The organism is Kosakonia cowanii JCM 10956 = DSM 18146 (assembly GCF_001975225.1).
GTDB lineage: Bacteria > Pseudomonadota > Gammaproteobacteria > Enterobacterales > Enterobacteriaceae > Kosakonia > Kosakonia cowanii.
Window position 1 is genome coordinate 21,882 of record NZ_CP019447.1, and the last position, 13,396, is coordinate 35,277.

A 13,396-nucleotide genomic window follows, 5' to 3' on the forward strand; every position below is an offset into this window, starting at 1 on the left:
ACGCTATGCCGCCTCCAGTTTCCAGCCTTGTAGTAAACGCACGCAGACCGACTGCTGCGGTTGCAGCGCGGCGTGATGAAACGCCGTCAGCCCCTGACCGTCCGCTAAACGTAGCGCCAGCAAATAGCGCTCGCCCTGATAAATACAGCTCTCCACCTGCGCGCTCAATCCTTCCCCGGCAATCTGCACATGCTCCGGGCGCACCAGCACCGGCTGCTGCGCGCCATACCCGCTCTGGGATAAGCCGTGATGCAGCGAGGCGCTGTCCAGCTGTTGATACCCGGCGGGCGTCGCCAGCGTCAGCACGCTGCCCTTACCAATAAAGCGCGCGACCCAGCCGCTTTTCGGCTGCTGATAGAGATCCTGCGGCGCCCCCCACTGCATCAACTCCCCCTGATGCAGCACCGCAATATGGCTCGCCAGCGCCATCGCTTCGGCCTGATCGTGGGTCACATAGACAAAGGTGGCACCAGTGCGGCGATGAAACTCCCGAAACGTCTGCTCCATGGTGGCGCGCAGGTGTCTGTCGAGATTGGCTAGTGGCTCATCCAGCAGCACCACTTGCGGTTCAGAGACCAGGCAGCGGGCCAGCGCAACACGCTGGCGCTGACCGCCGCTAAGCTCATGCGGCGCACGCCCGGCATACGCTCCAAGTTCAACCACCTCCAGCGCCGCCATCACCTGTTTTTGCCGCGCGGCACCGTTTACTTTACGCAGCTTCAGCGGATAACCGACGTTTTCGGCAACCGTCATATGCGGCCACAGGGCATAGGACTGGAACACCATTCCCATATCGCGCTGCTCCGGCGGCGTATGGTGGCGTTTATCCGCCAGCAGGCGTTCACCCAGCAGCAAACGCCCGTCGCTTAATGTCTCCAGCCCGGCGAGAATGCGCAGCGTGGTGGTTTTGCCACAGCCGCTGGGGCCTAACAGCGCGGTAAACGCGCCCTGCGGCAGCGTTAAGGAGAGATCCCGCACCACCGCCTGCTCGCCAAACACTTTGCTGAGCCCTTCAAGCTTCAGTTCTGCCATGGGATCACTCCTTTCGGTAGATAGCGCCCGAGCGCGCCGAGCAGCAGCATCACCAGTGCGACCAGCGCCACCACCAGCACGGAGAGCGCCGAGGCCAGCACCTTATCGCCGCTCTCATCAAGGTTGAAAATCACCACGCCGATGGTCTCCTTTCCCGCGCTCCATAACAGCGCCGAAACGGTTAACTCATTAACCGCCGTAAGAAACACCAGCAGCGCACCGGCGAATGCTGCCGGAGCCAGCAGCGGTAAGACGATATGGCGCAGACGCTGGCCGAAAGCCGCGCCTGCCAGGCTTGCCGCCTCCTCCATCGCCGGGTCGAGTTGCAGCATGCTGCTGTGCACCGGCTTCAGGCAGACCGTCAGAAAGCGCGCCAGATAGGCCAAAAAGATAATCGTCAGCGTGCCGCCGAGCGCGATATCAAGCAGCGGCAGCGGGCGGGCGAAGAGCAGAATGCAGGCGATGGCAAGCACCACGCCCGGCAGCGTGTAGGGAATATCAATTATGCTGTGCAAGCCGCGCAGCAGGCGGTTCGGGTAGCGCACCAGCAGCCACGCCAGCGGCAGGCTAACCAGCATCAGCACCACCGCGGCTGCGATCGATAGCAGAAAACTGTTGCCGAGCGCGCGCGCCGTGGCGCTCTGCTCGGTGAAGAGGTTGTGCCAGGCGGTGAGGGTGAAGGTCTCGCTGTTCAGTGGCACGCCGAGCGTCGGCACCAGCGATGTGGCGATCAGTGCCAGCAGAGGCGCAAGCAGGATCGCGCACAGCACTGCGCCGAGCAGCACTTCAACGGCCAGCCGCCCTCTTCCCAGCCTGAAGGCGATCGCGCGCCCGGTTGTGCCAATCAGCGGTAAGGCATAGCGCCGCTGCATCCGGCTCTGGAGCATCACAATGCCAATCGCCAGCACGCCCATCAGCAGCGAGAGCGCCGCCACGTCATTGAGCATTGAGGGGCCAAAGCTTGCCAGCGTCTGGTAGATATGGATTGGCAACACGAAATAGGAGATGGGAATGCCGAGCATCGCCGGAATACCAAAGTTGCCCAGCGCCGAGACAAAGGCGATGGCCGCCCCGGCCCACAGCGCGGTGCGGCATAGCGGCAGCACAATATCGATAAACACGCGCCATAATGATGCGCCGTTAAGCCTCGCCGCTTCAATATGCTCCTGCGGCAGTGCGCGCAGTTGCGTACGCAGCGCGAGAAACACCAGCGGTGCATGCTGAATGCCAAGCAGCAGCGCAATCCCTTCCGGCGAGTAGAGCGGGTTGCTGCTGCCAAAGCCTGGCGCGATACCGAGGCTGTTAAGCAGAATGCTGCCGGGGCCGAAGAGTTGCAGCCAGCTTAGGGCTGTGACCTGCGGCGGGATCATCATTGGCAACATAAACAGAAACACCCACATCTGTTTGAGGCGGATATTGGTCAGCGCCAGGCAGAAGGCGAACAGGCTGCCGAGCAGCAGCGACAGCAGTGTGCCAAGCCCGCTGGTGTAAAGGCTGTGCCAGAGCGCCAGCCAGGTCGCCGGGTTGCTGAGCACGCGCCACAAACTGCTGTCGCTCCCCTGCCGCCAGTCAACCAGCGCGGAGAGCAGCAGCCGCAGGCTGGGCAACAGGCTCAGCAGCGCCACCAGGCACAGCAACAGCCAGAGCAGCCCTTTGGTTGCGCCACTGCCGCTGTTCGGCACGATTGCGCTACTCATCGTTTAACGGTTACCGAAGAGATCGGCGAAGCGTTTTTTGTTCGCCTCGGTCTCGGCCAGCGCTTTCGCCGCATCAAACGGCATCAATTTGATGCTGTCGCGCGGCGGGAAGCCTTTCGGCACCGGCAGCGTCGCATCCGCAGGGAGATAGCCCTGTTGCAGCACCAGTTTTTGCCCGGCGTCCGAGAGGACAAAATCGATAAACTCCTTCGCCCCTTGCGGGTTCTTTGTCCCCTTCATCATCGCTACCGGTTCGGTAACGACGCTGACACCCTCTTTCGGGAAGAGAAACTCAACCGGCGCGCCTTTGGCTTTTTCGCGGATCGCCAGGTAATCCACCAGCACGCCATAGGCTTTGCTGCCGGAGGCAATCGCGCTCATCACCGCACCGTTGCCGCTTTGCGGCATCGCGCCGTTCTGTTTCAGTTTTTCGTAGTATTGCCAGCCGAGCGCCGGATCGTTCATCAGCGTCGCCTGGTGGATCTGCGCCGCGCCGGAGTAGAGCGGGCTTGGCAGCGTGGTCATGTTTTTCACTTCAGGTTTGAGCAGATCCAGCCAAGAGGTCGGTTTGAGCGGTGCTTTGGTGTGGTAGGCAATGCCGGTAGTGATCACTTTGGTACCGTAGTAATAGCCCTCTTTATCAAACAGCTGCGGGTCGAAGCGCGCCGCTTCGGGCGATTTATAAGCCGCCAGCAGGTTCTGTTTTTTGAGGGATTCCATGGTCACGCTGTCGGCAATCAGTAGCACATCCGGCGCGGCGCTTCCGGCGGCTAACTCTGCCTGTAGGCGGGCAATCAGCTTGCTGGTGCCGTCGCGGATCCACTTCACTTCAATATCCGGGTGCGCTTTTTCGAAGGCGCTGACGGTCATCTGCGCATCGTCATTCGGCTGGCTGGTATAGAGCGTTAAGGTTGATTTTGCCCATGACGAGGCACTGATGAGAGCCAGCACAACTGCGGCCAGCACACGTTTGTTATTCATGGATCTCTCCCGCTGTTTTCATTGCGACGATTAAAACAAGGGAGTTTGACAATCATGTTACGAAGGCGGGATAAGGTGCGCTAAGGCAATGACGCGCCGCCGTTTTTAACAGCGGCGCGGTAAGGCTGATTACTGCTGACGCAGGTTCTGCGCGGCTTTCACCATGTTTGCCAGCGCGCTGCGCGTTTCCGGCCAGCCGCGGGTTTTCAGGCCGCAGTCCGGGTTGACCCACAGACGCTCTGCCGGGATACGCTGCGCCGCTTTCTGCAACAGCTCCTCGATCCACTCAACGCTCGGGACGTTTGGCGAGTGAATGTCATACACGCCCGGCCCGATTTCGTTCGGGTATTCGAACTCTTCGAAGGACTCCAGCAGCTCCATGTCGGAACGGGAGGTTTCGATGGTGATAACGTCGGCATCCAGCGCGGCGATAGAGTCCATGATGTCGTTGAACTCGCAGTAACACATGTGGGTGTGGATCTGCGTCTCATCTTTCGCTACCGCGGCGTTAAGGCGGAAGGCTTCAACACCCCATTGCAGATAGGCATCCCAGTCGCTGCGGCGCAGCGGTAACCCTTCGCGCAGGGCAGGCTCATCAATCTGAATGATGCCGATACCGGCAGCTTCCAGATCCGCCACTTCATCACGCAGCGCCAGCGCAATCTGTTTAGCGATGGTTTCACGGCTGACATCTTCACGCGGGAAGGACCAGCAGAGGATCGTCACCGGGCCGGTAAGCATCCCTTTGACCGGTTTATCGGTCAGCGACTGGGCATACTTCGCCCACTCAACGGTGATCGGCTGCGGACGGCTGACATCACCGATGACGACCGGCGGTTTCACGCAGCGGGAGCCGTAGCTCTGCACCCAGCCATTTTGCGTAAAGACGAAGCCGTCGAGGTTTTCACCGAAGTACTCGACCATGTCGTTACGCTCGGCTTCACCATGCACCAGCACGTCCAGCCCCAGGCGCTCCTGCTCGGCAATCGCTTGTTTGATATGTTCCGCGATACCGGTGCGGTAGTTGCTGGCGTCGAGGTTGCCCTTTTTAAAGTCCAGACGCAGGCCACGAATTTCAGTGGTTTGCGGGAAGGAGCCGATAGTGGTGGTCGGCCAGGCTGGCAGATTAAAGCGTGCGCGCTGCGCCTGAGCGCGTTCGGCGTAGGGGCTTTGACGCTGGCTGTCCTGCGCGGTGATAGCCGCCAGGCGTTTCGCAACGGCGGTGTTATGCACGCGGGTTGAGTGGCGACGCGCCTGAATCGGGGCGCTCCACTCCGCCAGTTTGTCGGTATTGCCGCTGTTGAGCGCATCGCGCAGCAGCGCCAGCTCCTGGCATTTTTGCAGGGCGAAGGCGAACCAGCTTTTCACCTCTTCATCGAGGCGGGTTTCTACGCTCAGGTCGATCGGGCTGTGCAGCAGCGAGCAGGAGGAGGCAACCCATAGCGGACGTTTACCGACCACCTCTTTGATTTGTGCGTATTTCTCAGTGAGATCGGCGCGCCAGACGTTACGGCCATTAATCAGCCCGGCGGAGAGCAGCCAGTCGGCCGGCAGGCGCTGATGCAACTCGGCAACGTTATCTTTGCCGTGAACCAGATCAACATGCAGGCCCTGCACCGGCAGCGCGGTAATGGTATCGAGGTTCGGCGTAACACCTTCAAAATAGGTGGTCAGCAGCAGTTTGACCTGGCCGCTCAGCGCGTCGTAAGCCGGTTTAAAGGCATCAAGCCAGGCTTGCGGCAGCTCCAGCACCAGCGCAGGTTCGTCAATTTGCACCCACTCGATGCCGCGTTTCGCCAGCTCAGCCAGCACCTGCTGGTAGACCGGCAGAATATCGTTCAGCAGGCTCAGGCGGTCGAACTGCTCGCCTTTGACTTTACCCAGCCACAGGTAGGTGACCGGGCCAAGCAGTACCGGCTTGACGTTGTGGCCGAGCGCCAGCGCTTCGTCTACTTCGTCCAGCAGCTGGGTCCAGGTGAGTTTGAACTGCTGGCCCTGGGTGAATTCCGGCACCATGTAGTGATAGTTGGTGTTAAACCATTTGGTCATTTCCGCCGCCGCCGCCGGTTCGCCGGTCGGCGCACGACCACGACCAATGCGGAACAGGGTATCGATATCGACAGAGCCGTCTTTGTTCTGATGACGAGCCGGCACGTTGCCAAGCAGCAGGCTGGTGGTCAGAACATGGTCGTACCAGGCGAAGTCGCCGACTGGCAGCAGATCGACACCCGCTTCTTTCTGCTGATCCCAGTGACGAGCGCGCAGTTCGCGGCCCACCGCCAGTAACTCTTCACGGCTGGCGTTGCCGGCCCAGTAGCTCTCTTGCGCTTTCTTCAGCTCGCGACGCAGACCAACACGAGGAAAACCGAGGGTGTGGTTGATTACTGTCATTTTATTAGCCTCTTCAATTAGTTAATCCAAAGGATTTCGGATTAAGGGAAGGCGGCAAGTTCATGAATCCCCGGGAGCTTACTGAAGTAAGTGACCGGGGTGAATGAGCGCAGCCAACGCACCGTTAATTCGAAAGACGCAGGATTTGGACGTCCAGATGTTTACACATCCATAATGTGAATGTACTGTGTATTCCTCAAGCGCAAAATATTCATGCCGGAGTGAAAGAGTTTCATGATCGAGATTAAGCACCTGAAAACGCTGCAAGCGTTACGAAATAGCGGATCGCTGGCTGCCGCTGCGGCAACGCTGCACCAGACGCAATCCGCCCTTTCCCATCAGTTCAGCGATCTGGAACAGCGCCTCGGTTTCCGTCTGTTTGTGCGTAAAAGCCAGCCGCTGCGTTTTACGCCGCAGGGGGAAATTTTGCTGCAATTGGCCAATCAGGTGCTGCCGCAGATTAGCCGCGCGCTGCAAGCCTGCAATGAGCCGCAGCAAACCACCTTACGCATCGCCATTGAGTGCCATAGCTGTATTCAGTGGTTGACCCCCGCGCTTGAGAATTTCCGCCAGAGCTGGCCGCAGGTGGAGATGGATTTCAAATCCGGCGTTACCTTCGATCCGCAGCCCGCTTTGCAACAGGGCGAGCTGGATGTGGTGCTCACCTCCGACATTCTGCCGCGCAGCGGCCTGCACTATTCGCCGATGTTTGATTTTGAAGTGCGACTGGTGCTGGCGCCGGATCATCCGCTGGCGGCGGTCGCGCATATCACGCCGGAAGATATCGCCAGCGAAACGCTGCTCATCTATCCGGTGCAGCGCAGCCGGCTTGATATCTGGCGACACTTTCTGCAACCGGCAGGCGTCAGCCCGTCGCTGAAAAGCGTCGATAACACGTTGCTGCTGATTCAGATGGTCTCCGCACGCATGGGGATTGCAGCGCTGCCGCACTGGGTGGTGGAGAGTTTTGAGCGCCAGGGTCTGATTGTGACCAAAACCCTCGGCGAGGGATTGTGGAGCCGGCTGTACGCCGCGGTGCGCGACGGCGAGCAGCGTCAGCCGGTAACAGAGGCGTTTATTCGCTCAGCGCGGAATCACGCCTGCGATCATCTGCCGTTTGTGCGGAGCGCGGAGCGACCCAACGGCGATGTACCCATAGCGAAGCCATTATCACCGCACCACCAATAATAAAGCTGGGCCAGTGCGGCTGCTGCTGCCAGATGGCAAGATTGACCAGCAGCCCCGCAGGAACATGCACATTGTTCATGATGCCGAGCGTGCCCGCATCCACCTGCGTCGCGCCGTAGTTCCACATAAAGTAACCGAGCCCGGACGCCACGACGCCCAGCCACACCAGCACGCCCCACTGCAACGTGGTGGTGGGTAATTTCTGCGGATTGCCCATTATCAGCCACGCTACTGCTGCCACCACAAACGCGCCAAGATAGAACCAGGCAAAGGCGTTGTGCTGCGGCATCGGTCGCGTCTCCATCAGGCGCTTATACCCCACCATGCCAATCGCAAAACTGATGTTCGCCAGTTGCACGAGGATCAGCCCCGTCCAGAAGTGATCGCTCACTTTGTCATAGCGGATGATCGCCGCGCCAATCACCGCCAGCCCGGCGCTCAGCAGATAGCTCCAGCGCAACCTGCGTTTGCTCAGCAGGTCGTAAATCAGCGTGATATAGAGCGGGGTAAACACGGTGAAGAGCAGGAATTCGGAGACCGTTAAGTAGAGATAGGCCTGGAAGCCGAACAGATACATGATGCCCAGCTGCAGCGCGCCCACCAGCATATACAAGCTGATGGTTTGCAGGTTATGGCCGCGTGTGCGCAGGAAGGGTAAAAAGACCAGTGCCGCCAGCCCGACACGCATCAGCACCGAAAAGTAGCTGTCGACATGCCCGGCAAGGTATTCGCCAATCAGGCTAAACGAGAAGGCCCACAGAATGGTGGTGATGATCAGTAACGCCACAATGAATGTCTCTCAAGTGAAAGGACACGCATTGTAGCGAACTCAGGTGTACAAAGTTTGACTATTTAGTTGACGTCTGTTTGTTTTGCGAACAGTTGTCAATCTTCGCCAAGGTAGATCTTGCGCAGGTATTTCGGCACGGCGTTATCGGCGTTGGTGCCAATCACTTCCAGCTCCAGATGGAGCTGTTTCAGGCGCTGGTGGGCGTTCGCCATAATGCAGCCTTTCCCCGCCATCGACAGCATTTCGGCATCGTTCATACCGTCGCCGAAGGCGATGCAGTTTTTCAGGCTGTAGCCCAGCGCGTGCGAGACCGCTTCCAGCGCATGGCCTTTCGATACGCCGCCCGCCATCACTTCCAGGCAGGTCAAAGTGGAGAAGCTGACGTTGACGCGATCGCCCCAGCGGGCGTTGATCGCCTGCTCCAGCGGCAGCAGTTTTTCGTGGTTGTCGCAGGAGAAGAAGACTTTGCTGACGCCCTCCGGCTCCAGTAAACCCGGCTCGTAGAGCGCGTATTTGAACACCGCCTCTTTGAAGAAGCGCATCTCATCCGGACGGTGGCGGTTCATAAACCACTCATCGTCACGGTAGACGTTGGTGATGATCTCCGGCTCGTTATGCATCATGCCGAAGAGATCGGCGGCGATATCGCGGTCGAGGTTATGGGTGAAGACCAGGTTTCCGTCGGTATCGTGCACGCGCGCGCCGTTGGAGGTGATCATGTAGGCTTTGATATCTAAATTATCGCGGATCTGCCCGACATCAACGTGATGGCGGCCGGTGGCGAAGACAAAGTTCACACCGCGCGCGGTCAGCAGTTTTAAGGTCTCTTTGGCGAAAGGCGACAGTGTGTGGTCGGGAGAGAGCAGCGTACCGTCTAAATCAGAGGCAACAACCTGGTACATAAGAAAATTTAACCTCAATAAATCATCAGTTATGTCGATCGAAAAAATCGACGATGGCGTTGAGCGCGACTGAGCGCATGGCGTCCTTTTCAAAAAGGATCTCATGGTACGCGCCTTCGATGACCAGCGGTTTACCCCCTTCGCAGGGGTGACCGGCGGCGGCGCGGCGTTCGCAGAAGCGCTGATGCATGCGGTTATCAACCACATGCTCCTCTTCTGCCTGAATCAGTAATGTCGGCGTGGCATCTTTTTCCACCCCTGCCAGCGCCTGTTCGCCAGCGAGAATGCCTTCGCGTACCCAGTGCCAGGTTGGGCCGCCGACGCGCAGGGTCGGTTCATCGGCGTAGAAACGAACGTTACGGCGGTAGCGCTCGCGGCTGTGGGTCAGCACATTGATGGCGAAGGGCAGCGGACGCCAGCTGCCGGTACCGATGGCGTAACCGTCGCGGATGCTCGGGTAGCTCTCTGCCCACTCCAGCAGCGGACGCACCACCCAGTCCGGCAGATGAATAACAATGCCGAACATCGGCGCGCAGAGCGCGATGGCGTCGCAGGCGTGCGGGTAGCGCTGTAAAAAGAGCGTTGAGATCGCGCCGCCCATTGAGTGCGCCAGAATATAACGTTTGCGCCACGGGCCGCTGGCAACTTCCTGCTCCCAAAAGGCGGCTAAATCCTCGACATAGTCGCTAAATTTCACCACATGGCCGCGATGCGCATCGGGCAGCATACGCCCGGAACGCCCCTGGCCGCGATGATCGATAATCAGCACGTCGTAACCGAGGTGGAACAGGTCATAGGCCAGTTCGGCATACTTTACGTAGCTTTCGATACGGCCAGGGCAGATCACGATCACCCGATCGTTACTCTGCGCGCGAAAACGAACAAAACTGACCGGCACGTCGTCCACGCCGGTAAACACGTCCTCTTCACGCGATCGCCAGAAGTCCATTAACGGACCCATGGTGAATGCGGCGAACGCTTTTTCTCTGCTTTCCCACGCCTTTTTTTGCCGAAACATCGGGATTTTGCCCCTTTTAGCCATGTAAAATCGTTTTTTTGTGACCAATAGCAAATTCCACAGACAATGGCGTATTGTGGCATAAAAACCGACAACCAGGGAATTTCTCATGACCTTCGAGTGGTGGTTCGCCTACCTGCTGACATCGTTGATTTTAAGCCTCTCGCCCGGCTCCGGGGCGATCAACACCATGACCACTTCAATTAGCCACGGCTATCGCGGCGCGGCGGCCTCAATTGCCGGTTTGCAGACCGGGCTGGGGATCCATATCGTGTTGGTCGGTATCGGGCTGGGCACGCTCTTCTCCCGCTCGGTGCTGGCGTTTGAGGTGTTGAAGTGGGCGGGTGCGGCCTATCTGGTGTGGCTCGGTATTCAGCAGTGGCGCGCCGCAGGCGCGCTCGATCTCCATACCCTGGCGCAGACGCAATCACGCGGGCGGCTGTTTAAACGCGCGGTGTTTGTGAACCTCACCAACCCGAAGAGCATCGTGTTTCTTGCCGCCCTCTTCCCGCAGTTTATCGCGCCCAATCAGCCGCAGGTGATGCAGTATGTTGTGCTGGGCGCAACGACCATCGTGGTCGATATCATTGTGATGATTGGTTATGCCACGCTGGCGCGGCGCATTGCGGGATGGATCAAAGGCCCGCATCAGATGAAGGCATTGAATAAAGTGTTCGGATCGCTGTTTGTGCTGGTGGGGGCGTTGTTGGCGTCAGCAAGGCACGCGTGAGTGCGGTCTGTTTGCCGGATGGCGGCTGCGCCTTATCCGGCCTACGCAAAACCAGGTGGTGACCTTTGTAGGCCGGATAAGCGTAAGCGCCATCCGGCAATTCGCATCAGCGGGAGATAATCAGATGGATGCCGAACCCGGCGAAGAGCGCACCGGCGACGCCATCGATCCACTTCGCCATTCGCTGATAGCCACGACGCACGCGCGGTAGCGCAAAGACGCTGGCAACCAGCGTAAACCAGGCGAAGGTCTCTACCACAATCAGCACAAAGATGCCCCAGCGCGCGTTAGCGCCGACGCTGTCGCCAACAAACAACGAGAAGACCGATCCGAAGTAGATAATCGCTTTCGGGTTCGCGAGGTTGGTCAGCAACCCTTTCACAAAGCTGCGGCCGCCCGCCGCCAGCTCAACCTGCGGCGCATCGCTGTTCGCCGTCTCTTTCTTCAGCGCACCGCGTAGCATCTGGAAGCCCATCCAGCAGAGATAGAGCCCACCGCCGACCATAATGATGCTGTGCAGCCAGGCCATTTTCGCGAGGATCAGGTTGAGGCCAAGCAGCGCGACCGCTGCCCACACCATCACGCCAGCGGTGATGCCGAGCACGCCCAGCATTGCCTCTTTGCGCGAGCGGCTGACGGCAGTTTGAGAAACAAAGAAGAAATCGGGACCGGGGCTCATCAGCGCAATGAAGTGCACTGTCATGACGGAGAGAAAGAGCGTTAACATAGCGAACTCGCGAGAAAAGATTCAGTGAAGGGCTATCCTGACACTTTTCCCGCAGGCTGACTACTCTTCATCACCGTCGACATGGGCGCGGATCAGCGCCATAAACTCCTGGCCAAAACGCTCCAGTTTGCGCGTGCCGACGCCGTTGACGCTCAGCATGTCGCCCGGCGAAAGCGGCATCTGCTCCGCCATCTCAATCAGCGTGGCATCGTTAAACACCACATACGGGGGGATGTTCTCTTCGTCGGCGATCGCTTTACGCAGCTTACGCAGCTTGGCGAACAGCTTGCGATCGTAATTGCCGACCGCCGCCTTCTGCATCACTTTCGGCTTCAGCGTCACCATACGCGGCACCGCCAGCATCAGCGGCACTTCACCGCGCAGAACCGGACGCGCCGCTTCCGTGAGTTGCAGCGCCGAATGCTGGGCAATATTTTGCATAGCAAAGCCTAAGTGGATCAGCTGGCGAATCACGCTTACCCAGTGTTCGTGGCTCTGCTCGCGCCCGATGCCGTAGACTGGCAGCTTGTCATGGCCCATCTCGCGGATACGCTGGTTATTCGCGCCGCGCAGCACCTCAACCACATAACCCATGCCGAAGCGCTGGTTAACGCGATAGATGGCGGAGAGCGCTTTCTGTGCGTCCTGCAAACCATCGTACTGACGCGGCGGGTCGAGGCAGATATCGCAGTTGCCGCACGGCGCGTGGCGCCCTTCGCCAAAGTAGTTGAGCAGCACCAGGCGACGGCAGGTTTGCGCTTCAGCAAAGGCGCCCATCGCATTGAGCTTGTGACGTTCGATATCCTGCAACGGCCCGGCGGGCTTCTCCTCCAGGCAGCGGCGCAGCCAGGCCATATCTGCCGGATCGTAAAACAGCATCGCTTCTGCGGGCAGGCCATCGCGCCCGGCGCGACCGGTCTCCTGGTAGTAGGATTCGATATTGCGCGGAATGTCGAAGTGCACCACAAAGCGGACGTTGGGTTTGTTAATACCCATGCCAAAGGCGACGGTAGCGACCACAATTTGCAGGTCATCGCGCTGGAACTGCTCCTGCACCCGCGCGCGAACCTCGTTCTCCAGCCCGGCGTGATAAGGCGCGGCGCTGAAGCCACGACCCTGTAAGCGCGCAGCGGTATCTTCCACTTTCGCCCGGCTATTGCAGTAAATGATGCCGCATTTGCCCCGCTGCTCCTGCACATAGCGCAGCAGTTGATCGAGAGGCTTAAACTTCTCCATCAGCATGTAGCGGATGTTTGGGCGGTCGAAACTGCTGACCTGAATCAGCGGATCGTTAAGGCTGAGCAGACGCTCAATATCGCGGCGCGTGGTGTCATCGGCGGTCGCGGTAAGTGCCATAAAAGGCACGTTGGGTAGCATATGGCGCAGCTGGCCGAGCGCGGCGTATTCCGGGCGGAAATCGTGTCCCCACTGGGAGATACAGTGCGCTTCGTCGACGGCGATAAGCACCGTGTTCCATTGGCGCAGCTGGTCAAGGAAGTTGTCGAGCATCAGGCGTTCAGGCGCGATATAGAGCAGACGGATCTGCCCGTTGCGACAGCCGTTTACCACCTCAAGCTGCTGCTCGCGGCTCTGGGACGAGTTGAGACAGGCCGCTGCCACGCCGTTGGCGAGCAGTTGGTCGACCTGATCTTTCATCAGCGAGATAAGCGGCGAGACCACGACTGTCAGCCCTTCCAGCACCAGCGCCGGAATTTGGTAACAGAGCGATTTGCCGCCGCCGGTCGGCATCACCACCAGGCAGTCGCGACCGCCAAGCACGGTGTCGATAATATCCTGCTGGCCAGGGCGGAACTGCTGGTAGCCAAAGGTCTCTTGTAAAACCTGTTTAGCCAGCGATTCCTGATTCAATACTTCCGCCTGCGCCACATTGACCCCATTTGCCTGAAATAAAAACAGGCGCTATTTTCAGCGCCTGTGAC

11 protein-coding genes are annotated in these 13,396 nt (G+C 59.1%); 2 read left to right on the forward strand and 9 right to left on the reverse strand.

Annotation, left to right across the window (positions count from 1 at the left end; genetic code table 11):
* Positions 1 to 3 precede the first annotated feature (3 nt).
* The 4 genes from BWI95_RS22675 to metE all read right to left on the reverse strand — a co-directional run bounded on the left by BWI95_RS22675 (position 4) and on the right by metE (position 6,101).
* The gene (locus BWI95_RS22675; RefSeq protein WP_076770415.1) at positions 4 to 1,032 is read right to left on the reverse strand and encodes an ABC transporter ATP-binding protein; all 1,029 of its coding nucleotides are present in this window, start codon (positions 1,030 to 1,032) and stop codon (positions 4 to 6) included.
* Positions 1,020 to 2,729 (reverse strand): ABC transporter permease, encoded by a 1,710-nt coding sequence (locus tag BWI95_RS22680; RefSeq protein ID WP_076770416.1) that lies wholly within the window; start codon positions 2,727 to 2,729, stop codon positions 1,020 to 1,022. Before BWI95_RS22680 ends, BWI95_RS22675 begins: the two co-directional genes overlap by 13 nt.
* Positions 2,730 to 2,732: 3 nt before the next feature.
* Positions 2,733 to 3,710, reverse strand: a complete 978-nt coding sequence (locus tag BWI95_RS22685) for an ABC transporter substrate-binding protein (protein WP_076770417.1) — start codon at positions 3,708 to 3,710, stop codon at positions 2,733 to 2,735.
* Between the two features lie 129 nt (positions 3,711 to 3,839).
* The gene (metE, locus tag BWI95_RS22690) at positions 3,840 to 6,101 is read right to left on the reverse strand and encodes a 5-methyltetrahydropteroyltriglutamate--homocysteine S-methyltransferase (RefSeq protein WP_076770418.1); all 2,262 of its coding nucleotides are present in this window, start codon (positions 6,099 to 6,101) and stop codon (positions 3,840 to 3,842) included.
* A gap of 234 nt (positions 6,102 to 6,335) precedes the next feature.
* On the opposite strand from metE, the gene metR reads away from it, so the two are divergent.
* Positions 6,336 to 7,289, forward strand: coding sequence for an HTH-type transcriptional regulator MetR (gene metR / locus BWI95_RS22695; protein WP_054803671.1), 954 nt, complete (start codon positions 6,336 to 6,338; stop codon positions 7,287 to 7,289).
* Here the strand turns inward: metR and BWI95_RS22700 are convergent.
* The 3 genes from BWI95_RS22700 to pldB form a co-directional block, all read right to left on the reverse strand.
* A complete protein-coding gene (locus tag BWI95_RS22700) occupies positions 7,177 to 8,076 on the reverse strand; it encodes a carboxylate/amino acid/amine transporter (RefSeq protein ID WP_076770419.1) in 900 nt (299 codons plus the stop codon). The genes metR and BWI95_RS22700 overlap by 113 nt on opposite strands.
* A 98-nt stretch (positions 8,077 to 8,174) precedes the next feature.
* On the reverse strand, positions 8,175 to 8,981 hold the full coding sequence (yigL, locus tag BWI95_RS22705; RefSeq protein ID WP_054803672.1) for a sugar/pyridoxal phosphate phosphatase YigL: 807 nt from the start codon (positions 8,979 to 8,981) through the stop codon (positions 8,175 to 8,177).
* A gap of 25 nt (positions 8,982 to 9,006) precedes the next feature.
* Positions 9,007 to 9,999, reverse strand: coding sequence for a lysophospholipase L2 (pldB, locus tag BWI95_RS22710; protein WP_023479539.1), 993 nt, complete (start codon positions 9,997 to 9,999; stop codon positions 9,007 to 9,009).
* 109 nt (positions 10,000 to 10,108) lie between these two features.
* On the opposite strand from pldB, the gene rhtB reads away from it, so the two are divergent.
* Complete coding sequence (gene rhtB, locus BWI95_RS22715) at positions 10,109 to 10,729, forward strand: homoserine/homoserine lactone efflux protein (protein ID WP_042714313.1); 621 nt, start codon at positions 10,109 to 10,111, stop codon at positions 10,727 to 10,729.
* Positions 10,730 to 10,835: 106 nt separating this feature from the next.
* Here rhtB and rhtC read toward each other — a convergent pair whose 3' ends face one another.
* Both rhtC and recQ read right to left on the reverse strand, forming a co-directional pair.
* On the reverse strand, positions 10,836 to 11,456 hold the full coding sequence (gene rhtC, locus BWI95_RS22720) for a threonine export protein RhtC (RefSeq protein ID WP_023479561.1): 621 nt from the start codon (positions 11,454 to 11,456) through the stop codon (positions 10,836 to 10,838).
* 60 nt (positions 11,457 to 11,516) lie between these two features.
* The gene (gene recQ / locus BWI95_RS22725) at positions 11,517 to 13,343 is read right to left on the reverse strand and encodes an ATP-dependent DNA helicase RecQ (RefSeq protein WP_042714310.1); all 1,827 of its coding nucleotides are present in this window, start codon (positions 13,341 to 13,343) and stop codon (positions 11,517 to 11,519) included.
* Positions 13,344 to 13,396: the final 53 nt, after the last annotated feature.

What these genes read in the sequence shown, in the direction of transcription:
- BWI95_RS22675 (WP_076770415.1), bottom strand. Translation starts at nt 1,032, where the DNA reads ATGGCAGAACTGAAGCTTGAAGGGCTCAGCAAAGTGTTTGGCGAGCAG.
- BWI95_RS22680 (WP_076770416.1), bottom strand. Translation starts at nt 2,729, where the DNA reads ATGAGTAGCGCAATCGTGCCGAACAGCGGCAGTGGCGCAACCAAAGGG.
- BWI95_RS22685 (WP_076770417.1), bottom strand. Translation starts at nt 3,710, where the DNA reads ATGAATAACAAACGTGTGCTGGCCGCAGTTGTGCTGGCTCTCATCAGT.
- metE (WP_076770418.1), bottom strand. Translation starts at nt 6,101, where the DNA reads ATGACAGTAATCAACCACACCCTCGGTTTTCCTCGTGTTGGTCTGCGT.
- metR (WP_054803671.1), top strand. Translation starts at nt 6,336, where the DNA reads ATGATCGAGATTAAGCACCTGAAAACGCTGCAAGCGTTACGAAATAGC.
- yigL (WP_054803672.1), bottom strand. Translation starts at nt 8,981, where the DNA reads ATGTACCAGGTTGTTGCCTCTGATTTAGACGGTACGCTGCTCTCTCCC.
- pldB (WP_023479539.1), bottom strand. Translation starts at nt 9,999, where the DNA reads ATGTTTCGGCAAAAAAAGGCGTGGGAAAGCAGAGAAAAAGCGTTCGCC.
- rhtB (WP_042714313.1), top strand. Translation starts at nt 10,109, where the DNA reads ATGACCTTCGAGTGGTGGTTCGCCTACCTGCTGACATCGTTGATTTTA.
- rhtC (WP_023479561.1), bottom strand. Translation starts at nt 11,456, where the DNA reads ATGTTAACGCTCTTTCTCTCCGTCATGACAGTGCACTTCATTGCGCTG.